This window comes from Agrobacterium sp. 10T429, from assembly GCF_056393925.1.
In genome coordinates, this window is the sequence record NZ_JBFTGV010000012.1 from 173391 (window position 1) to 195243 (window position 21853).

Annotated in this window: 19 protein-coding genes; 2 read left to right on the forward strand and 17 right to left on the reverse strand. The window is 58.9% G+C overall.

Features of this window, described 5'->3' with window-relative positions; translation table 11 throughout:
* Positions 1–9: 9 nt before the first annotated feature.
* From AC1DCP_RS22995 to AC1DCP_RS23040, 10 genes are all read right to left on the reverse strand, one after another.
* Positions 10–813 (reverse strand): SDR family oxidoreductase, encoded by an 804-nt coding sequence (locus AC1DCP_RS22995; protein WP_476774653.1) that lies wholly within the window; start codon positions 811–813, stop codon positions 10–12.
* A 9-nt stretch (positions 814–822) separates the two neighbouring features.
* On the reverse strand, positions 823–2499 hold the full coding sequence (locus tag AC1DCP_RS23000) for a hydantoinase B/oxoprolinase family protein (protein WP_476774654.1): 1677 nt from the start codon (positions 2497–2499) through the stop codon (positions 823–825).
* A gap of 11 nt (positions 2500–2510) precedes the next feature.
* Complete coding sequence (locus tag AC1DCP_RS23005; RefSeq protein WP_060641959.1) at positions 2511–4574, reverse strand: hydantoinase/oxoprolinase family protein; 2064 nt, start codon at positions 4572–4574, stop codon at positions 2511–2513.
* 146 nt (positions 4575–4720) lie between these two features.
* A complete protein-coding gene (nac, locus tag AC1DCP_RS23010; RefSeq protein ID WP_065662822.1) occupies positions 4721–5659 on the reverse strand; it encodes a nitrogen assimilation transcriptional regulator NAC in 939 nt (312 codons plus the stop codon).
* A 165-nt stretch (positions 5660–5824) separates the two neighbouring features.
* Positions 5825–7033, reverse strand: coding sequence for an aspartate transaminase (locus tag AC1DCP_RS23015; RefSeq protein ID WP_476774655.1), 1209 nt, complete (start codon positions 7031–7033; stop codon positions 5825–5827).
* Between the two features lie 36 nt (positions 7034–7069).
* Complete coding sequence (locus AC1DCP_RS23020) at positions 7070–7813, reverse strand: branched-chain amino acid ABC transporter ATP-binding protein (protein WP_207135825.1); 744 nt, start codon at positions 7811–7813, stop codon at positions 7070–7072.
* The gene (locus tag AC1DCP_RS23025) at positions 7803–8576 is read right to left on the reverse strand and encodes an ABC transporter ATP-binding protein (protein WP_097170035.1); all 774 of its coding nucleotides are present in this window, start codon (positions 8574–8576) and stop codon (positions 7803–7805) included. The genes AC1DCP_RS23020 and AC1DCP_RS23025 overlap by 11 nt, the downstream gene beginning before the upstream one ends.
* Positions 8573–9559 (reverse strand): branched-chain amino acid ABC transporter permease, encoded by a 987-nt coding sequence (locus AC1DCP_RS23030; protein ID WP_060641954.1) that lies wholly within the window; start codon positions 9557–9559, stop codon positions 8573–8575. The genes AC1DCP_RS23025 and AC1DCP_RS23030 overlap by 4 nt, the downstream gene beginning before the upstream one ends.
* Before the next feature lie 42 nt (positions 9560–9601).
* Positions 9602–10474, reverse strand: a complete 873-nt coding sequence (locus AC1DCP_RS23035; RefSeq protein ID WP_060641953.1) for a branched-chain amino acid ABC transporter permease — start codon at positions 10472–10474, stop codon at positions 9602–9604.
* Between the two features lie 21 nt (positions 10475–10495).
* On the reverse strand, positions 10496–11686 hold the full coding sequence (locus AC1DCP_RS23040) for an ABC transporter substrate-binding protein (protein ID WP_060642080.1): 1191 nt from the start codon (positions 11684–11686) through the stop codon (positions 10496–10498).
* 299 nt (positions 11687–11985) lie between these two features.
* Here AC1DCP_RS23040 and AC1DCP_RS23045 point away from each other — a divergent pair, with 299 nt between their 5' ends.
* Positions 11986–12126 (forward strand): DUF1127 domain-containing protein, encoded by a 141-nt coding sequence (locus tag AC1DCP_RS23045; RefSeq protein ID WP_102024263.1) that lies wholly within the window; start codon positions 11986–11988, stop codon positions 12124–12126.
* Positions 12127–12862: 736 nt separating this feature from the next.
* Here the strand turns inward: AC1DCP_RS23045 and AC1DCP_RS23050 are convergent.
* The gene (locus tag AC1DCP_RS23050; protein ID WP_476774656.1) at positions 12863–13954 is read right to left on the reverse strand and encodes a rhodanese-like domain-containing protein; all 1092 of its coding nucleotides are present in this window, start codon (positions 13952–13954) and stop codon (positions 12863–12865) included.
* Between the two features lie 41 nt (positions 13955–13995).
* On the reverse strand, positions 13996–15603 hold the full coding sequence (locus AC1DCP_RS23055) for an ABC transporter substrate-binding protein (RefSeq protein ID WP_476774657.1): 1608 nt from the start codon (positions 15601–15603) through the stop codon (positions 13996–13998).
* A 399-nt stretch (positions 15604–16002) separates the two neighbouring features.
* Between AC1DCP_RS23055 and AC1DCP_RS23060 the strand changes: the two genes are divergently transcribed.
* Complete coding sequence (locus AC1DCP_RS23060) at positions 16003–16845, forward strand: NADPH-dependent oxidoreductase (RefSeq protein WP_065704031.1); 843 nt, start codon at positions 16003–16005, stop codon at positions 16843–16845.
* A gap of 287 nt (positions 16846–17132) precedes the next feature.
* Here the strand turns inward: AC1DCP_RS23060 and AC1DCP_RS23065 are convergent, their stop codons facing one another.
* From AC1DCP_RS23065 to AC1DCP_RS23085, 5 genes are read right to left on the reverse strand one after another with little or no spacing between them, the layout of a single operon-like run.
* On the reverse strand, positions 17133–18356 hold the full coding sequence (locus tag AC1DCP_RS23065) for a metal-dependent hydrolase family protein (protein WP_065662850.1): 1224 nt from the start codon (positions 18354–18356) through the stop codon (positions 17133–17135).
* A gap of 21 nt (positions 18357–18377) precedes the next feature.
* Positions 18378–18842, reverse strand: a complete 465-nt coding sequence (locus AC1DCP_RS23070) for a GAF domain-containing protein (protein WP_003519305.1) — start codon at positions 18840–18842, stop codon at positions 18378–18380.
* Positions 18839–19750, reverse strand: a complete 912-nt coding sequence (locus AC1DCP_RS23075) for a branched-chain amino acid ABC transporter permease (protein ID WP_003519306.1) — start codon at positions 19748–19750, stop codon at positions 18839–18841. Before AC1DCP_RS23075 ends, AC1DCP_RS23070 begins: the two co-directional genes overlap by 4 nt.
* On the reverse strand, positions 19750–20613 hold the full coding sequence (locus AC1DCP_RS23080) for a branched-chain amino acid ABC transporter permease (RefSeq protein ID WP_019567206.1): 864 nt from the start codon (positions 20611–20613) through the stop codon (positions 19750–19752). The genes AC1DCP_RS23075 and AC1DCP_RS23080 overlap by 1 nt, the downstream gene beginning before the upstream one ends.
* Before the next feature lie 7 nt (positions 20614–20620).
* Positions 20621–21826, reverse strand: a complete 1206-nt coding sequence (locus AC1DCP_RS23085; protein WP_476774658.1) for an ABC transporter substrate-binding protein — start codon at positions 21824–21826, stop codon at positions 20621–20623.
* Positions 21827–21853: the final 27 nt, after the last annotated feature.

Consider the following 21853-nt stretch of genomic DNA (forward strand, 5'->3'; position numbering starts at 1 on the left):
TTCTCCCAGTTACTTATTCGGCAAGTCCGGCGTATCAGCTGGCGCCCCCACCCAGCGTGCGATCTCGATGTCAGCAGACGTGTCGCGCATGAAGGTCGGGCAGATGTGCAGTTCGGGGATGACGGCGCCGTTGTTTAGGCTTGCACAGAGCGAGATCGCCCGAGCGACATCATGAGGATCAATCATCACGGCGCGTTCTTCCTTGAGAGGTCGACGCGCGCGGTTGTTCATGATCGGCGTGTCTGTCTCACCCGGCAGGATGGTCGTCGCCCGGATCCCCTGGTTGCGATAGGTATTGTGAAGGAAGGTCATGAAATTCTTCACGCCCGCCTTCGCAGCGCCATAGGCAACGCCGCCCAAGAGATTGGGATTGAGGGCCGCGAGCGAAGAGACTGTAATGATGGTCCCCTCACCCTTTTCGAGCATCGCCGGCAGCACGGCCTGTGTCAGGTTGAACACCGCCGTCAGATTAACGTTGATGGTGGCGTTCCACTCGTCCTCGCTGATGAAGCGGGCGTTGAGAACCTTGCTGGCAGAACCGGCATTGTTCACGAGGATATCGATGGGGCCGACCGCTTCCCGGATCGACTTGATCGTGTCGAAGATCGCGTCACGCGAGGCAATGTCCAGCGTACGGGCGATAGCTTTGCCCTTCTTCTTTTCGATCAACTCCGCGACTTCCCGCAGCGGATCGAGGCGGCGGCCGGTCAGCACAACCGTTGCTCCTTCCTTCGCAAGCAGGATTGCACTTTCACGGCCGATGCCCGAGCCGGCCCCGGTTACCAGAGCGATCTTTCCGTTCAGTAGTCCCATCGTCGTCTCCTATTCGGCTGCGGCAGCAAGGGCACCAGAATAGCCGAAGATTTCCTTTGCCGCCTTCGAGGTTACCAAGCCTTCGGCAATATCCTGCTCGATCAATTCGTGCGAGCGTTCTGCAGCGCGGCCCCAGCCGCCGCCGCCAGGCGTCTGGACTTCGAGACGTTCGCCCGTCTGAAGAACGACCTTGCCCTTCGGGAAATGCGACTTTCCTTCCTTCATCACCTTTCCGGCGGAGCCGTGCTGCCCTTCCACCACGCCAAAGCAGGGATGGCGAACGCGTTCCGATGCCAGATAGATGTTCATCGGGTTCCTGCCGAGATTGCGCAGAACAACACGCTGGCCAAGGCCGCCGCGATGTTTGCCAGCACCGCCGGAGTCGGCGATAAGCTCCTTAAGTTCCGTCAGGACCGGAACGGCAACCTCGAACATTTCGATCGCCGTGACCTTGCAGTTGGACGGGAAGCTTAGCGTATCCAGCCCATCGAATTCGGCGCGGGCTCCCTGACCGCCGTGGAAATTCTGCACGGAGGCATATTGCGTTCCGTCATTGCGCTGGCCTACGCAATTGGCAGCCCAGATCGGCGCACCGCCACTGTCGCCCAGCACCTTTTCCGGCACGATGCCTTCAAGCGCCTTGAAGATCAGCGAGGGAATGACGTGACCGATGAGGTTGCGCGAATTGCCCGCCGTCCATTCCTGCGGATTGAGAATGCAGCCGAGCGGCGCCTCATCGGTGATCGGAACGATGCAGCCCTCATTATTGGGCGTTTCGGCATCGAGCAGGCATTTTAATGCGTAGACCGAATGGGCGTAACGGTAGTTGGTGCGGCAGTTGATCGAGTGCAGCACCTGATCCGACGTGCCCGTATAATCCACATGGATGGAGTCATCCCTGACGATAACAGAGGCTTTGAGTTTGACGTCGACATCGTAGCCGTCGAGCAGAACCTCGGCGGAATAGGTACCGTTCGGCCATTCGCCGATTGCTTTGCGGGTCTGCGCCTCGGAGCGGGTATGGATGGCGTCTGCAAGTCCGTCGACATCGTCCAGCCCGTATTCGTCGAGGAATTTCACCAGTTCGCGGCCCATGACGTTATTGGCGGCGATCATCGATTCCAGATCGCCGCGCACTTCCGTGGGAAGACGGACAGAGGCTGCGATGATGTCGAACACGTCCTCGTTCGGAACGCCGGCCTTGAGCATCTTGACGATGGGGAAACGGATGCCTTCCGCAAAAATGTCGCTGGCCTCCGAATGCAGCGGCGCACCGCCGATGTCGGGAAGGTGGGCGATCGATCCCGCATAGGCGACGACCTTGCCGTTCTTGAAGATTGGCGTAATCATCGTCACGTCAGGCAGGTGGCCGGTTCCGATTTCGGGATCGTTGGTGGCGAGAACATCGCCCTCTTCCAGCTTATCAACCGGAAACTTCGGCAGGAAATATTTCTGGGCGGCTGCGGGCAGCGAGGTGATGAAGACGGGGATCGACCAGGTGCATTGCGCCAGCGCCCTGCCCTTACTGTCGAGAAGTACGGTTACGTAATCATGGTTCTCGCGCACGATCGGCGAGAACGCGGTCTTGCCAAGCACGTTATCGGCCTGATCCGCGATGAAGATCAAGCGGTTCCACATGACCTGAAGGTTGATCGGATCGTTGAAATCGGTAGCGGGTTTCGACATCTGATTGCCCCTTAGAGAATATTGATCACGAGATTGCCGTGGGCATCGACGTGAAAGGTGCCGCTCGGTCCGACGACAGCCGTCGATTCACGCTGCTCGACGATGGCAGGTCCCTTGACCTCGTGGCCGACCGGCAGCTTGTAGTGGTCGTAGACCGAGGTCTCGACATAGCTGCTCGCCTCCTGGAAATAGACTGCGCGGCTGCCTTTTTTCGCTTCGGCAACGACGGTTTCGTGCGGCCGGGTGACCTGATCCTTTTCGCCGCTGGCGCGCAGACGCCAGGTGATGACTTCCAGTGGTGCGGCGACGGTGCGGCCGAACAATTCGCGGTAGAGCTTGAAGAAGCTGCTGCGCAGTTCTTCGAGGAAGGCTTCTTTCGGCAGGCTGCGGTCAGGAAGCACCACGGTGATTTCGTGTCCCTGCCCTACATGGCGCATATCCACGGTATAACGATTGCTGATAGTCTCTTTGGCAACACCCGCGGCCGAGACGACTTCCGCGCCCTGGGCGGAGAGATCGTCGAGGAGACGGTTCATCGCATCGATATCCCAGGCCTCGATTGCCATCGGATGGCTTGCAGAGAGATCGACGGCGACCGGTGCGATGAGCAGACCGATGGCAGAGCTGACGCCGGCACCGGTCGGGCAGATGATGCGCGAGATGCCGAGCTTGCGGGCAATACCATAGGCATGTACCGGACCTGCGCCGCCAAAGGCTACCATCGGCAATGAACGTGGATCGACGCCAAGGTCTGTCGCATGCATGGCGGCGGCCTTGCTCATGGATTCGTTGACGAGATCGTGGATGCCCCAGGCGCAACGTTCGACCGATACATCTAGCGAGGCGGCCAGTTTCGACATTGCCTGATGTGCGGCGTCTTTTGAAACCTTGAAAGAGCCGCCGACAAAGGATTCCGTTCCCATATAGCCGAGAAGGATATCGGCATCGGTCACCGTCGGCTCGATTCCACCGCGCTGATAGGCGGCCGGTCCCGGCATGGCACCTGCGGAATGGGGACCGACGTCGAGGAGACCGAGGGGGTTCTTCGCCGCGATGGAACCGCCGCCGGCGCCGATCTCGATCATCTGGATCGACTGGATCTTCAGCGGAAAACCGGATCCCTTGCGGAAACGCTGGTAGTGCGCGACTTCGAGATCGGTGCCAACGTTCGGCTCGCCATCGGGTATGAGGCAGAGCTTGGCGGTGGTGCCGCCCATGTCGAAGGACAGAACGCTCGCCTCACCCGCCGTGCGGCCGAATTCGGCGGCAGCGACTGCACCCGCTGCGGGGCCGGATTCGATCAGGCGGACGGGAAGTTCTGCCGCGCGGCTGCTCGGGACAAGCCCGCCCGAAGACGTCATCCAGAGCACCTGCCGGTCGATGCCCCTGTTGGCAAATTCCTTCTGTAGATGGGCAACGTGTCCGGACATTTGCGGGCGGGTATAGGCATTGACCACCGTCGTTGAGGCGCGGTCGAATTCACGCATTTCCGGGCAGACCTCGGAAGACAAGGAAACGAAGATATCCGGGTCTTCTTCGCGCAGGAGTGCGGCGACACGCTGCTCATGCTGCGGATATTTATAGGCATGCAGCAGGCAGACCGCTACCGAGCGGATACCCTTTTCCTTCAGCCGCTCGGCAATCTCGCGGACGGTCTCTTCCTTCAGTTCCGTTATTACTTCGCCATCGGCAGCAATGCGTTCCTCGGCGCCAAAGCTGTTGGCGCGGGTGACGAGCGGATCGGGATATTTGATGTTCAGGTCGTACAGATCGTAGCGTCCCTCGTTGCGGATGCGCAGCATGTCCTGGAAGCCATCCGTGGTCACGAAACCGGTTTCCACGCCCTTGCGCTCAAGCACCGCATTGGTAACGACGGTGGTCGCACCAAGCACCTGCAGCTTGTCAATCGCGATCGTGTCCGCATGTTTTTCGAGCAGTTCCGACACGCCCTGCACAACGGCTTCGGCCGGATTTTTAGGCGTGCTCAGGACTTTATGGAGGTGAAGTTCGCCGCTGTCGTCCAAAAGCGCGAAATCGGTAAATGTACCGCCAGTATCGAAAGCCAGTTTTGCCATTGTTTCCCTCGAGCGACCATGCAGCATTTTTTGCTGCCTTGTGGACCCACAGGTCGGGCCCGTTCACTGATGGGAAATTGAAACGTTCGGCCGGCCTTTGCCAACACAACCTCGGTCTGGCGCCATAGGGTTTGCTTATAGCGAATTCACACGGCACGAATGCCCGGATGATGCCCACTTTTCAGCTTCGTCACGATTTCGAGAAGCACGGAACGCGCCGCCAGCGCCGGTTCCGACAGCGGCATGTGATCGGAGACGCAAAGCGACACCGTGGCATCGATGACTGGGGTTGTGAGGGGATGCAGCTGCGCGCCGCTGAAGCTCGCGGTTTCCAGTACAACCGAGGCCGGAAGGATGGTCGAGCCGAGGCCATCCAGTACCGCGGCCCCCAGCGCAGGCACCGATTCCAGTTCTGAAATCACCTCCGGCTTCGCGCGCGCCCGTGCCAGGCCCTCATCGATGAGCCGGCGAAGGAAATGCGCCTTGCTTGGCAGCAGCATCGGCCGGCCATCGAGCACTGAGAGGGGAAGCGGCTGACCGGGTTCGGCAGGCAACACCATGTCGACAGGCGAGACAAGGAACATCTCTTCGCGAAACAGCGGTTCCAGCGTCACGCCCTTGATCGGATCGGACGTGTAGATGAGTGCCATGTCCATTTTGCCGGTCATGATCAACTCGCTGAGGATATGGCCGAAGCTGTCGTTAATATGAACCGTGATGGCAGGAAATCGCGCCCGCATCTCCTTGATGAGCGGCAACGATAGCGCACTCGACGAGGAATATGTCGCGAGTCCGATGGAGACGCGGCCGGAAAGCGAGCGCGTCGAGCGGTCAATGTCAGTCTGCGCCTGCTCGATCTGCTTCAGCATGATCTGTGCATGGCGGTAAAGGATCAAGCCGGCTTCGGTTGGCGTGATGCCGACATTGCTGCGCAGCAGAAGCTGGTGCTTGAAGTGTTGCTCCAGCGAGGCGATCTGCTGAGACAGCGCTGGCTGGGCTACGCGAAGGATGCTGGCGGCACGCGAAACGCTGCCGGTATCGACGATCTTTACGAAGCTTTTGAGTTTTTTGAAGTCGACGCTCATCGGTCCCCACTTTATGCGGAAACCCTAGCGCATCGGCGCAGAAACAGAAATCGATTTCTGCAGCGAGAGTACGTAATTTCAATGGGATAGAGTGCTTTTGCCTTCATCCGACGGTCAAACTCTGTGGGACGCGCAAAAGAATCCTTCTGCGCGTCCGATCTGTTTTTAACGCAGCGCCGCCACAGCACGTTCGATGCGGTTGCAGGCATCCTCAAGCACGTCCATTGAGGTGGCGAAGGAGATGCGGAAATAGGGCGAGAGCCCGTAGGCGGCGCCCTGGAGAGCCGCCACACCGACGCTGTCGAGGAGATAGAGGACAAAGTCGAGATCGTTTTCGATCACCTTGCCATCCGCCGTGGTCTTGCCGATCACGCCGGCGCAGCTTGGATAGAGATAGAATGCCCCATCTGGAACCATGCAGGAGAGGCCGGGGATGGAGTTCAGGCGCTCACAGGCGTAGTCGCGCCGCTTTTTGTAGACCGCAATGCTTTCCGTCACGAATGTTTGGTCACCCGAAAGCGCATGGGCTGCGGCAGCCTGGCTGACGGAAGACGGGCAGGATGACATCTGCGATTGCAACTTGTTGATAGCGGCAATGAGTGCTGCCGGCCCTGCCCCATAACCGATCCGCCATCCTGTCATGGCATAGGACTTGGAAACGCCATTGGTCAGTAGTACCCGATCCTTCAGTTCCGGAACGACGGCTACCAGGGTCTTCATCGGCTCGTCCTTGAACCAGACCTGATCGTAGATATCGTCGGAAAGCACCATGACGTTGGGATGGCGAAGCAGCACCTCACCTATCGCTTTCAGCTCCGCCTCGCTGTAGGCCGCACCCGTCGGGTTCGAGGGAGCGTTGAGGATTAGCCACATCGTCTTCGGCGTGATCGCCGCTTCAAGCGCATCAGCTGTCAGTTTGAACCCCGTCTCCTCCGGGCAGGCGACGATGACGGGCGTGCCATCATTGGCGATGACCATGTCAGGATAAGACACCCAGTAGGGAGCGGGGATGATGACTTCCGCGCCGTTTTCCACACTTGCCATCAGCGCCAGAAACAGGATCTGCTTGGCGCCGCCGCCCACGCAGATTTCACTATCGCCATAGGTAATGCCGAGACGTTTCTGGAAGTCATCGATGATCGCCTTGCGAAGCGCGGGCGTGCCGTTGACCGAAGTGTATTTGGTTTCGCCCCTGTCTATGGCCGCATGCGCCGCTGCCTTGACGGCCTCGGGCGTATCGAAGTCCGGCTCGCCAACCGTCAGGTCGGCGATGTCGCGACCTGCGGCCTTCAGCTCCCGGGCGCGGGCCGCAGCCGCCGTGCTCGGCGATACCTTAATTCTCGACACGCGTGATGCAGGCACAAAAGTGCTCATGGGATTTCCTCGTCTGGATTGATGGCTATGGGCTTGTCAGTGCGCAGCTTCGAGTTCGCCGCGCATCTTTCCGGTTAAGAAAAGTTCGCCGAGTTCGTCATGGGTGATCTCCGCCGGCGTGCCGTCCCAGATCACCTTGCCGAGACGGAGGATGACCGCACGCTGCGCCACCTCCATAGCCTTTTTGGTGTTCTGCTCGACCAGCAGGATGGTCATGCCGTTGGCATGCAGACGCAGGAGCTCGTCGAACACGATGCCGATAGCGGCCGGTGACAGACCGACCGAGGGCTCGTCGACCAGAAGCACCTTCGGCCGCTGCAGAACCGCCATCGCCACTTCGAGCAATTGCTGCTCGCCGCCGGACATGTTGCCTGCAAGCGTCGAGCGCCGCGTCTTCAGGATCGGAAAGAGGTCGTAGACATAGTCCCGATCCGCCTTCACCTTGGCGTCACGGATAGTATAGGCGGCCATCTGCAGGTTTTCGTCGACAGTCATGACCGGGAAGTTGCAACGGCCCTGCGGCACGAAAGATATCCCCTCGCCCAGAATGGCCCGCGAGGTAGATCCGGCAATGTTCTCGCCGCGCCAGTCGATGCCGCCTTCCTTGATGGTCGTCATGCCGTAGAGCGTCTTGAGCAGAGTGGATTTACCCGCGCCGTTCGGCCCCATGAGGGCCACGAATTGCCCGCCCGGCACCTCCAGATCGACGCCGTTCAGGATATCGAGATTGCCGTATCCCGCGCGCAGGCTCTTGATGGAAAGATTGTTGTTAGCCTCCAAGATAGGCCTCCCTCACACGCTGGTCCTTGATGATGTCATGCGGCAGTCCCTCGACCAGTTTCGTTCCCTGATCGAGCACGACCACACGCTGGCAGATGCTGGTGACGACATCGATATTGTGTTCGATGACGAGGAAGCTGACGCCCAGCGATTTGTTCGCATACTGGATCGTCTCCACCACGCGCTCGATGATCTTTGGATTGATGCCCGCCATCGGCTCGTCCAAGAGGATAATCTTCGGTTCCGGCATCAGCATCGATGCGAACTGAATGAGTTTCTGCTGGCCACCGGAAAGATTGCCGGCCGGTTGATGGCGAACGTCCCACAGCCCCGCCATCTTGATCAGTTCGCGTGCCCGCTCCCTGAGCCCTGCCACGCGACGGCGCGACATTCCGCCGAGACCGAATGTCGACAAAAGCGAGGGAAAGGTGAACATCTGGCCGGCGATGATGAGGTTTTCCTCCACATCGAGCGCCTTGAAAGTTACCGTTTTCTGGAATGAGCGCAGCATTCGGCCTTCGCGGGCAATGCGGTTGAGTGACCAGCCGGTGATGTCCTGCCCGTCCAGTATGACTTTGCCGGTGTCCGGTCGCGCAAGCCCGGTGCTGCAATCGAAGAAGGTCGACTTGCCGGAACCGTTGGGGCCGATCAGCCCCGCAATCTCGCCGCGATTGATGTGCATGCTGACATCATTGACAGCCTTGACTGCGCCATAAGACTTGCTGAGGTTCTTGATCTCGAGAATGGGAAGATGCGCCGTCATTTCGAACCTCCGATCGCGTTCCAGAAGCGATTGATCAAGGGCGCGAAACCTTGTCTGAACCAGAATACGAGAACAAGAAGGCAGAACCCGTAGGCGATCATCCGCACTTCAGGAGCGACGCGAAGGGCCTCGGTCAGTCCCACGAAGAGCAGGCTGCCGAAGACGGTTCCCGAAATCATGCCTGCACCGCCGCCGAGCACGATGATCAGCATCGTCGTCGAATAATACATCTGGAAGGTCAGCGGGCTCACCACCGTCAGATAATGGGCGTAAAGGCAGCCCCCTACTCCGGCAAAAACGGCGCTCAACATGAAGACGATCAGCTTGTAGCGCCAGGTCGGAACGCCGAGGGATTCCGCCAGTGTCTCGTTTTCACGGATGGCGACCATGTTGCGGCCCGCCGGCGAGCGGACGATTGCCCATGCTGCAAGCGTTCCGAGTACGCAGATGGCAAGCGCGAGATAATAGAAATTGGTGGTTCCGCTGACGGTGAAGGAAAGCGGGCCAAGTTCGAAATAGGGTTTGGGGATGCCAGAAAGGCCCATGTCGCCACGGGTCAGCGAAATCCAATTCTTGGCAATCGCCTGGCCGATGATGACGAAACCAAGCGTACACATGACGAAGGACGTTGAACGAAGACGCAGCGCCGGAATGCCGAGCGGCAGGGCGATTGCACCGGTAACGAGGCCGGAGGCGATGAGGTTCACGTAAAACGGCGTATCGTAGTGGACCGCCAGAAGGCCTGCCGTATAGGCTCCTATGCCGAAGAACGCCGCCTGCGCCAGCGACAGCAGACCGGTGTAACCGACGAGCAGGTTGAGCCCGTGCGCTGGCAACATGAAGATGAGCGCAATGATGAGCGAGTGTGTGACGTAGCGCGTGCCGATGAAGGGCGCGGCAAGTGCGACGACGATCAGGACGGCGGCAAGCGGAATGCGCAGATCGCGGCGACGTGCCTGGGGAACGGTGTCGGTGAGAGACATGTCTAGTCCTCAAAATTCGAGAAAACTCGGCAGGCGCGACTTCTAAAAGCGCGCCTGCGTCGAAAACAGGCCGTGTGGGCGCCACATCAGCATCAGGATCAGCGTCGCGAACCCCACAGTGTCGCGGAACTGCAACCCCACATAGGTGGCGACGAGACTTTCGGCGATGCCGAGGATCATGGCCGCGAAGAAGGTTCCCCGCACGTTTCCAAGGCCGCCCATGATGATGATCGGCAGGGTCTTGAAGGTGATGAGTTCACCCATGCCGCCATAAACGCTGACATTGACCGGAGCGGTCAGAACGCCCGAGAGTGCAGCGAGCGCCGCTCCAAGGACGAAGGTCCGCAACACTACCTGCGACACATCGATACCGACCACGCCGCAGCATTCGACGTTCTGCGAGACGGCCCGCATCGCCATGCCGAGACGGCTGTAGGTGACCATCAGTTCAAGGCCGACGAAGACGATGAGGCACACGGCGAGAATGATGATGCGCTGCTGCGCCAGCGTGAAGCCGAAAATGGAAACCGGCTCGATATAACCGCCGGCGAAGAACTTGTAGCCGCCGCCGAAGACGAAAATCACGGCGTTCTGCAGGACAAGCGCGATGCCGAGGGTGGCGAGCACGCCGGACTCCGCCGGCGCCCCCACCATCCTGCGCATTACCAGCTGGCCCACCACATAGGCCACCACCACGGTGGAAAGAACACCGACGACGATCGAGGCCTCATAAGAGAGGCCGAGATAATCGATGGCGAACCACGCCCCGAAGGTTCCGAGCATGTAGTATTCGCCGTGAGCGAAATTGATGGCTCTCAGCACTCCGAAAATCATGGTCATGCCGACGGCGACGATCGCGTAGACGGAACCCGTGACGATCCCGTTTACGACTTGCTCGATAATTGTCGAGAACATGGCTGTACCCCTTCCGGTCTGTCAGTTCGCAGGGTACTGGATTTCCGCCGTGTAGGCGCCCTTGATGCTGGGCTTACCGTTCTCGATCTGAAGCAGGATCATCGGAAGGCGCGCCTGGTTGTGGTCATCGAAGGTGACCTCGCCGACCGGGCTCTTGTACTTGATCTTGGAGAGAGCCTCGCGGACCGCATTGCGGTCGGCGCTTCCGGCCTCCTTGATCGCCTGCGCGAGCAGGTTGACGGTATCCCAATGCACATAGGCGTGATTGTTGGGCGCTTCCTTGTAAGTGGCCGTGAATTTCTCGACGAAAGCCTTACTGGCGGCAGAGTCGAATTGCGGCAGCCAGGCTGCAGCCTCCACTGCGCCTTCCATGGCCTTCGGCGCGGCGGTGATCGTCTTTTCGGTGTTGAATTCGCCGTTACCGATCAGCACGACCTTGCCGGCAAGTCCGAGTTCCAGCATCTGACGGGCAACGATGGGGGTGGTGTCGGCCAGCCCATACATGATGATCGCCTGCGCGCCGTTGTCGCGGATCTTCGCCAGCACGCTGCGGAAGTCGACCTCGCCTTCCTTGTAGTAGTCCTCGCTGAGGATCTCACCCTTGAAGTCGGGCAGGTATTTCTTGGTGAAGGTAATGGCGGAACGGCCATAATCGCTGTCGACCGACAGCACCGCGAACTTGGTGAGACCACGCTGCTCGGCGGCGTATTTCGCCACCACGAGCGCGCGATTCTCGTCCGTCGGATAATTGCGGAAGGTCCATTTGAAACCGCCGACGCCCGCTTGATAGGTGATCTTCGGGTTGGAAGAAGCGGCGTTTAGAAGCAGAACCTCTGCATCTTCCGCGACAGGCTGCATGGCGAGCGTCACGGAGCTGGAGACATCGCCTATGACGAAATCCACCTCGTCCTGATCGATCAGGCGGCGGGTGGCCGAAACGCCTTCAACCGGCGTGCCTTGGCTGTCGGCGTTGAAGAGTTCGATCTGCTGGCCGTTGATGCCGCCGGCCGCATTGATGTCCTTCACCGCGAGTTCCGCGCCATGCATCGAGAAAGCGCCATAGCGCGCATTCGGGCCGCTCATCGGCGCCACGAGGCCAAGCCTGATTGTGTCGGCCGCATAAGCGGATGCGGACATGGCCGGCGACAGGCTCAGGATCGGAGCGACTGCTGCGGAAACCAGTAGAAGTCTGCGAGTAATGCCGTGTTTCATGTTCCCACTCCTTTTCGGATTTATCTGTTCCGGCGCTATACCGGGCGAGCTTTTGCCGCTTTTGCGGTTCTTGTCGATCAACGTCACGCTAATCTTCAAGGCAGAGTAGGTTCATCCCCGGACGTTTTGCCAACACAAGTCCTTTCTGCCGCTATAGCGTTTCCTTATGCCGGGGGCCGTTTCTGTCATTCCAGACGCGGTGCTTCGTTTTTTGCATGGCTTCCATGCAGGCAAACGCCTGTATTTTTTGCGTCTGAATGGACATATCTTGTGCAACACCATTGAAGGAACCTATGAAAATGAAACTTCACGACACCGTTCGCAACTACTTCCGCAATCGCCGCGCTATGGCCGAACTTAGCGCGCTCGACGATAGAAGCCTTTCCGACATCGGCGTTAGCCGCTCGCATATCCGTTCTGCCGTTGAAGGCCGCCGCTAAAAAAACAGGATGGCAACTGTATTTCCCAGTCGGTCTTCGCCGATGACGCAACGGCGTGCCTGACGTCTGCCAGTTCTCCGCCTGAACTGCGCGTTTAAGGGGTGACGCCGGTTCCCGGGGGCTACACGTTACGGTTCAGAGGCCGGAGTGGTGATGTAAAGTCGACTTCGTAGACCGGGCGGTACCAGTATGGTGCGGAGAGGAGGAGAAGTCGATGAGCCGGCCCGCCTGTTCAATCGTGGCCAAAATTCCATCTGTCGAGTAATATCTCCACCTTCGCGCTGTCTCCGGTTTGAGCCCGTTTTCGCGGTTTGCCGTCGAAAAGGGTTTTTAAGGCACAGTCTTTTCCATGCCCGCTCCGTTTCAGCCATGCATCGCGCCACGGCGAGGGTGCTGCACTAAGCAGATCCTCCGTAAAGCCCAAGTGACTGCGGTAAGCATTTTTAAGATTGGGATGGGGCTCGGCCAGTTCGATTTTCAGGCCAAAAGTTCAGGCAATGCAAGACCCAGGCTCCCCAGTTCCTCCGGCAGCTGCAGCCTGTAGACGCCCGCCCGTTTCACTTCGTACGCTTCGAAACGAAGCTCGCGGTTAAGATCGTCGCGTATAGCGTCTCTGCCAATTTTGGGAAAAAGCCGCCGAAATTTAGTGGCAATTGTATCAAAGTGTTCGCAGGGTGCCGAGCCTCAGGCCTGGCGAATTCCTGTCTCAATAAACGTTGGCGAAAATCAAGTCGGCCTAGGCGGCTGCCGCTTCGACACCCTGTTCGAAGTCGTGCAGATGAAGAGCGATTTCGAAACCGCGACGTTGCAGCCAATGCGCCACGACCCTGGCGCGTGCACCAAGCAGGTCGTCCACGAGAATGACCCGCGCTCCGCGCACGGCAATTGTGCGATAGGCAACACCAAGAAGCTGCCCGCCTTCCGACGAAATCGAACCTTGCAGATGGGACGCCGCGAACTCTTCCGGCGTTCGAACGTCGAGAAAATAAGTCGTTCGGGTCGTGTCACGCCGCCACGTTTCGGCTGTTGCCCGATCGATAAACAGCAGTTTGTCATTGTGGGAGAGTGTTTCCAGGCGCGCCCTTGCGGCATCTTTCGCGTTGTCACTGGCAAGCGCATAGATCCGTGAACGCCCCTTTTCCAGTTCAAACCCGTCATCTGTCCAGCCGCGCGTCCCATCGTGCAAATAGCTGACATCGTTTTCAACACCGGCGTCGATCAATGTCTGCGCCCCGAGGATAGCGCGCGGAAGGCCCGCGCAGGAAACGACAACCCTTGTGCCGGGTGATGGCACGAGGTCGGAAAACCGCAGCAGAAGTTCGGCACCGGGTACGCCGATGGCGCCCGGCACGTGCGCCTTTTCATATTCCGCTATTGTGCGGGTGTCGATGACGACAACGTCCTCGCCGGCTTCCTGCCACGCCTTCAGTTCAAGGGCGAAAACCACTGGCGTGTTCTTTTCACTTCTCACCTTTTGGGCGAAAGGAACGCCGGGAATATCGAATGTCGGCAGGGCGTCTAGGCCGCCCTCGTTCCACGCCGGGATTCCACCACGGAGAAAATGAATATCGCTCCATCCTTTGGCGGCAAGCCGTTCCGCCGCCCGCTCGGCACTGCCCTCCCCGTCATCAACAAGAACCGTCCGCACGGCAGGGCGCGGAATGAAGCGGTCGATTTCGGTATCCAGGCTTTCACCCGGAAGGTTGGTCGCAAACAGCGGCGAAGCATACCCCACCTCCCCTGCGGAGCGAATGTCGAGAACGGCAAGTTCCTTGCCATCTCTCAGCCACTCGATGAGGCGGTCTTTGGTTACAGCATGTACGGACATTGCATATCCTCCTGACAAATTCTGGTTTTTCGCATCTGGTTTCAAGCTGTCGGATCGAGCCATAGGTCCCCGAAACTCCAGTTCAGCCCTTGCGCGCCGGTGACGTAGTTCCTGACCCGCTTGTGCGCCACGATCTGGCTTCCCGCCGCTACGAGATCGACGGAGGCGACGTCGTCATGGATGAGATGCTGGAACTTGCTCCAGGTTACCCAGCGCTTCTTGGGATCCGGTTCGATGGCGGCCGCCTCAAGAAGCGCATCCGCCTCTGGATTGGCGTAGTTTGCCGCATTGGAAAATGGCAGTCCGATCTTGAAATTCTTGCTCCAATAGGCACGCTGTATGCCGAGCGACGGGTCGAAGGTGTTGGAGAGGGATTCCACCACCAGATCGAAGGCACGGTCCGTGTAGACAGTTTTCAGATAGGTCGGCAGGTCGTATTTGCGGATTTCGACGGCAATCCCGATCTTTTCGAGCTGGCTGCGAAGAACATCGGCATAGCCGGGCGTCAGATAGGAATTGTAGGTCAACCGCACGGGAAAACGCTTGCCGTCCTTCTTGCGCGGATATCCCGCCGCATCGAGTAACTTTTCCGCTTCTTTCGGGTCGTAGGCATATGCCTTGACCGAAGCATCATACCAGTTGGGAAGGGCCGTGCTGACGGGGCTGGGTGATATCTGCGCATAACCGAAGAGCGCCACATTAACGATTTCATCGAGTTTGATCGCATGCGCAATGGCGAGACGCACATCTTTCTTGCGGAAGATTTCATTATCGTAGTTGAAGAACAGCTGCTGCTGCGGACCCGCATAGGCATAGGTGTTCGTATCCAGAACGAGATCGGGGTTCTGCTTCAGCCGTTCGAGATCCGCCAGCGGCACGGGGTTGTCGCCAAGATCGACTTCACCCGTTTCCAGCGCCACGGCCCGTGCGGCCGGGTCGGTGATGATGCGAAGGATGATACGGTCGAGATAAGGTTTGCCCGGATCCCAATAATCGGGATTTCGATCGAAGATCAGATGGCTTCCCGGCGTCCATTCAGTCAGTTTGAACGGGCCGGTGCCGACAGCGGTCTGAAGCGTCTGGCCATCGGCGGGCTTCAGCTTTTCGAAAATATGCTTCGGCACGATAGGCGATTCCGAACTCGATTGCGCAGCAATCAGAAACGGTGCAGGTTTGGACAGAACGATAATTGCAGTGAGGGGATCCGGCGTCTCCACCGCCTGAACGTTCTGGTACGTGATGCGGCCTCGCGGATGCGCCTCCTTGAGGCGGAAAATCGAAAAGGCAACGTCTTCCGATGTAAAATCTTTGCCGTCATGCCATTTCACGTTGGGCCTGAGTTTGAACGTATAGCGCAGATGATCGTCGGAAACGGACCATTCCGTTGCCAGCAACGGCTGCGGATTGAGGTCGAAATCGAATGTCAGAAGACCTTCAACGATCTTCGGGCCGATCGCCTGCCCAGTGCCTGACGATGTGTTGATGGCGAAAAGTGCGTTGCCGGGATCGACACGATAGAGCAGCTTAAGCGTGCCGCCGGAGACGGGCCGGCTCGCATCGCCACTTGCGGCGAATACCGAACCCGGCAGGGCCGTTCCTGCCGTTGCCAGAAGAAGCATTTTGTTGAACTGGCGGCGTCCTATCGTCATGAAAATCCCCGTTTGAAAACGTCGTTTCGATGAGGAAAGCATCAGGGCAAAGCAACGCATTACTAAGAAGAAAATTCTTCCTGTCGCCCAAAGAAATCGTTACTTGCGGAATTTTATTCCGATACATAGGGAACGGGGCACCAAAACTTGCGCTGGATTACGGCATTGATCTGGATCTTCGTTGCGTCTCTGGAACCCATGGTGAAATGCGAATAAATCTTGCCGACGGTCGTTTCAGACCTCCTGCAGAAATGTTGTTTCATCGAAAAATCGCAAATGAGAAGGACATTGCTCGGCAGATACCTTGGCGAGGCATATCAAATGGCGAGTATTTCGCAGCTCTTCTAATCCGCACCTCGAGCCCATCCTCCCGCGCCCAACTTTATGGAGTTTCACCCGATGACCCTGTCCAGACCGATTACCAAACCGGAAATCCCACAGCAACGCGTCGAGGCCCGTTACGGAACGCAGGCCGATTTTTCTCCGCCTTTCTGGAATGATACGATCGACGCCTTGCTGAACCACCGTACCGCTCGCGCCTATTTGCCGAAGGCTCTGCCGGAGGGCAGCCTGGAACTTCTGGTCGCAGCCGCGCAATCTGCCCCGACATCATCCAATCTTCAGGCGTGGAGTGTGGTGGCGGTGCAGGACAAGGAGCGCAAGGCACGACTGGCAGGTTTCACGGGCGGCAACGCCCATATTAAGGATGCACCTGTTTTCCTCGTCTGGCTAATAGACCTCAAGCGGCTGCGAACGGTCGCTTCAAACCATGGCAACAACGCAGAAGGGCTGGATTATCTGGAAAGCTTCCTAATCGGTGCCATCGATGCGGCACTGGCTGCGCAGAACGCTGTTGCCGCTATCGATTCACTCGGTCTTGGTTCCTGCTACGTTGGCGGTATTCGCAACAGACCGGAAGACGTATCCCGCGAACTGAACCTGCCCGCCGAGACGGTTGCTGTCTTTGGCCTTACCGTGGGCTATCCCGACCCGAACGTGAAGACTGACGTCAAACCGCGCCTGCCACAATCTTCCATCCTGTTTCATGAAACCTATTCGGATGCCGCACGGGATGATCTCGATTCCTATGACGCGGTGCTTAAGACGTTTCAGGAAAAACAGGGCCTGCCACAAAACGGATGGACAGCGCCCATTGCACAGCGCGTCAAGGACACCGATGCCCTGAAGGGTCGCGCGGAACTGAGCCAGACATTGCGTCGCCTGGGGTTCGGCATCAAATAATGTCCGACGAGATTGCTTCCGACTGGGTGTCGCCCCCACGATCCCTTATTAGCCGTCGCGATCGAAGACGCGGCCTGCCGATTTTTGCGCGTGTCTTAGGTGCGGTTATGGTTCTGGACGACGAAGCCAGTGCGCATTTCGTAGCGGCAATCGCGAGCCGAGCTCGCAAGCGCCCGGCAGAATGACGCGAAGCCCTCGCGGCTTATCGGGCGCGCAAGACCCCGGACTGTTAGACGCCCGGCCTTGGTCGGGCGTACAGAATGTCAGCTGAAGTCGGCAACAGGCAATCAGCGCTTGATGAAGACACCAGCCTTCATGATCATTGGCATATATGCGCCCTGATGGGTCAGCAATGTGAGATCCTCGAGAGGGTTGCCGTCGACCACAATCAGGTCGGCATAAGCCCCCGGCGAAACTGCGCCGATTTTGCCTTCCATGCGCAACAGACGGGCTGCGATATGCGTTGCCGATGCGATAACCTCTACTGCTGGCAGGACACGCCCGCGAATAACGAATTCTTCCGACTGATAAACATGCATGCCGCCAAGCAGATCGCTGCCATAGGCCATTTGCAGCCCGGCCTCACGCATGATGGTCAGCGATTCCATGCCTGCCAGACGCACGTCATCTACCTTTGCGATGGAGGCGGCAGGCAGCCCCATGGCGGCGCCTTCGCTGGACAATTTGTCATAGGTAACAAGCGTCGGGACGGCGAAAGCACCTTTTTCGGCGGCAAATTTTGCCGTTTCGCTGCCGATGAGGTTGCAATGTTCGAGCGAGTGAACACCGCACTCCACCGCGCGGCGAATGGCCTGGTCAGTATAAAGATGGGCCGAAACATAGGTTCCGGCATTTTCAGCTTCCTCAACGACGGCAAGGATTTCTTCGCGGGAAAAACCGAGGAAATGAATGGGATCCGTGGGCGAAGATACGCCGCCATTGGCCATGATCTTGATGAAGTTCGCGCCGCTCTTCAGTTCTTCGCGCGCCGCTTTTCGCACGTCCGGCACGCCGTCACAGATGCGGCCCAACGCACCGAGCGCAAAGCCGCGTGTGCGCGTCTGGTCGTCATTATAGGGACCGCGATAATCACAGTGGCCCCCCGTCTGGGCCAGCGCCTTGCCGGAAATGTTCAGGCGTGGTGTGGGCCACGCGGCCTCAAGGGTTGCGGCCACGAGACCGGAGGTTGCACCGCCAACATCGCGAACGGTAGTAAACCCTCGCGCCAGCATCTCGCCCATGATTTTGAAGGCGCGCACCGTCACCAGCGCATCTGGCAGCATGCCATTCTGGCCGAGATCGGCGGTTGAGGCAACGACGTGAACGTGAGCATCGATCAGGCCTGGCATCAGCGTCTTGCCGGAAAGGTCGATGCGCTGCGCCGAGGCAGAGGCAATGTTCTTTTCCACCTCGCGGATGGAACCGCCCTCAACCAGAACCTGAACGGGTTCGGACGGTCGGTCGGCGGTGCCATCGACGATGCGGGCATTTTCGAAAATAATAGCAGTCATAGGTTCATTCCTGGGAAAGTATCAGCGACGACGCGCTTCCAGATAGGCGGGGATGAGAAGCGGCGCCACGGCCTGCGCCTGGCGCAGATGCTCCTGCGTGTAAGCGCCGCTTTTGTCGAGCAGGTTCATGGTGCCGATTGTCTCGCCATCGTAAACGACGGGAATATTGATGACCGCGCCAAGTCCGAGGCTGAAAATCAGGTCGTGATCGTAAAAGGCCCAGATGATGGCTTCTCTGTCGGGACCCAGAAATGCCTCCTGGCGATCTATTACCTTTTCACCCCAAGGCGTTGGCCCCATCTGTTTGCGGCCGAAGACGGGGTAAGCCTCTTCGTTGGTCGAATAAACACGGGCGACCTCCTGACCGTCCCGGTAGAGGAGAGTGAAGAGGCCGAAGCCGATGGTTTCCGAGAGGTGTTTTTCCAGCGCCCTATACAGCGTTTGCGGCTGTCCGGGGCTTGAAAGAGCCGCGAGAAGGTCGGTCAAGATGATGTCTCCGTTTTGGGTGCGGGGGCGATACGTTCGGGCAAAAGACCCTGCGGGCGAAGATGCAGCACGCCCAGAAGCGCCAGTCCGACGAGAATTTCGCGCACCGCGGCGACTTGTCCAGGCTGGAGGCCGGGAAAGATTTCGCCGAGGAAGCGTGTCGCCTCAAGGAAGAATACGACGAGGTAAGCGCCGGCCAGCGCGCCGAGCGGCCGGCCGACACCGCCTGCGGTGACAGCCAGAAAGATGTAAATGGTAATCAGCGGCTGGAAGTGGTCGGGCGAGATATAGGTCTGGAAATGTCCGTAGAGTGCGCCCGCAAGTCCGGCGATCGCTGCGGAAAGCGCGAAGGTCTGGATCTTGAAGCGGGTCACATATTTGCCCGCGAATGTCGCCAGTTCCTGGTCCTCGCGAATAGCTTTGAGAACACGCCCGAAGGGCGATCCATCGATGCGTCGCATGGCGAAGAAGACGATGAGAACGATGACGCTGACGAGCGCGAGATAGAACAGGTTGAAACCGTCTATGCCGAGTTCGGCCCGGAAGGGTGCCGGAATGCCGGAAATGCCGTCGGAACCGCGGGTAAGCCAGCGTTCGTTCAGCGCGACCATGCGCACCACTTCCGCAAAGCCGAGCGTGACGATGGCGAGGTAGTCTCCGCGCAGGCGAATGGTTGCAAAGGTGGCGATGACGCCTGCCAGCGCGCCGATGACGCAGGCGAGCAGCATTGCCAGCGGCAGCGGAACCCCCGCTATCGCCACCAGTGCCGAAACATACGCACCCACGGCGAAAAAGCCGGCAAGCCCCAGATTGACCATGCCCACGCCACCCCAGATGAGATTGAGGCTGAGCGCCAGCAGACCGTAAATGCCGCCGAGCGTGAGCGTGAAAAGCAGATATGACAGCATCAGGTGTTCCTTTCACCCAGTATTCCCGCAGGCCGCAGCGACAGGATAAGCAGGATTGTCGCGAAACCGACGGCGGAACGATAGGTGGCGGGCAGCACGAGAACGGCCAGTTCCTCGCCGATGCCGATCATCACCGCGCCGACGACGGCGCCGGGGATCGAGCCGAGCCCGCCCAGCACGGCGGCGGCGAAGATGGACAAGAGCAGGCGCGAGCCGGTCATCGGATCGATGGCCGTATCGAGGCCGAGCAGCACACCGCCAACGCCCGCCAGCCCTGCACCGAGAGCAACGGTGATCATGGCGATGCGCGAGGGATCCATGCCCAGCAATCTGCCGAGATCGGGATTATCTGCCACTGCCCGCATGGCTTTGCCGAAGCGTGTGAACCGCAGGAAGAGAAACACCGCCGCCATGATGGCAATGGCGATCGCCGCCGTCTGCAGCTGCTGCGGGCCGAGGCGCAGGCCGGAAAAACGCCAGTCGCGTGCGACAGGCAGATCGAAGCCCTGAAGATCATTGCCGAAAATGAAGCGGATGACATTTTCGAGAATGAGATTGACGGCAATCGAGGCGATGGCCACGGCCAGGGCGCCCGATGGCCGAAGCCTTGCGAGCGCCGTCTGCTCTGCCACGAGACCGACGATCCCGCCCGCCACGAAGGCGACGAGCGCCGATGGGAACACACCTAGCCCCAGCCTGGTATTGACATACCAGGCTGCAAAGGCGCCAACCGTGGCATAGGCCCCTATGGCAAAGTTGACATAACGCAGCACGGCAAAGATCGCCGTGAGGCCAAGGGCGGGAATAGCGATGAGCATTCCCGTCATCATCCCGTTGAGTATCGCCTGAGCGAGGGTTGTCATCAATGCCTCACGCGATTTTCAGCAGCTTGAGCTTGCCGTCTTCCACCTGTTCGTAGCGGAACTGGCTGTCGGAAATGTCACCGGTGTCGGTAAAGTCACAGGGGCCGGAGGCGCCCTCGTAATTGACGGCCTTGCCGGCGGCGATCAGCTTTAGGCCATCGAGCGCGTTATCCACGACTTCGCCGTCCTTGCCCTGGGAGACCGAACGGATGGCGTCGCGAATGGATTTTCCATCCGCTGCACCAGCCTTCGCCATCGCCATGATGACGAGATTGGTCTGGTCATAGACCTGCGTTGTGTAGGGATCGGGATTTTCGACGCCGATCAGCGACACAAGCCGCTCGTAAGCGGTCGACGACTGCGCGGGTGAAGGCGCAATTGTGTAGATGCCTTCCACTATTTCCGCCGGGACACTGTCGATTAGCTTCTGGTTCACCGAATAGGCGAAGGCGATTTTTTTGCCTTCGTAGCCGGAGCGGTAGATGTCCTTCAGCAGAACGGTCGTATCGGCTGCGTAACCGCCAAGCACGATGACGTCAGGCTCATAGGCGAGCATCTCGTCGACCTCACTGCGATAGGAGGGCTTCTTGTCGTCATAGATCATCGATTTGGTTTCACCGCCCGCTGCTGTCACGGCGGCGGTTATGTTGGTAAACTGGCTTTCGGCAAACGGCGTCTGCGGCGAGAAGAAGAATAGCTTCTTCACGCCCTGTTCGACGGCGAATTCGCCGAATTTGCGGCCCTGAAGAATGGTCGTCGGCTGGGTGCGGATGATGTAACCCTGGTGCGGCAGCGCGGTGATGGCGTCGGCACCCGATACGGTGGCAAGCAATGTACCGGATTCCCAGCAGATCGGCGCAACGGCTGTGGTGACGGAGGATGCCCATGTGCCGAGGATCGCCGAAACCTTGTCGACATCCACCAGTTTGCGGGCGGCGCGCACCCCCGCCTCGGGGTTGGTCTGGTCGTCTTCGGAAATGATTTCGATCTGACGACCGAGGACACCGCCTGCATTGTTGACCTCGGCGGCAACAGCCTGGATGGCCTTGACCATGATCGGGCCGTATGGACCGCCGGAACCGGTCAACGGCGTCAGCGCGCCAAGCCGGATCGGGCCTGTCTGCGCCAGAACGCCCTGCGGCAACAGGCCGGTTGCGGCCAGACCAGCGACGCTGCCCATGAAACCACGACGATTGATTTTAAAGCTGCTCATGCGTTGTTCCCTTTTTTTTAATAATGA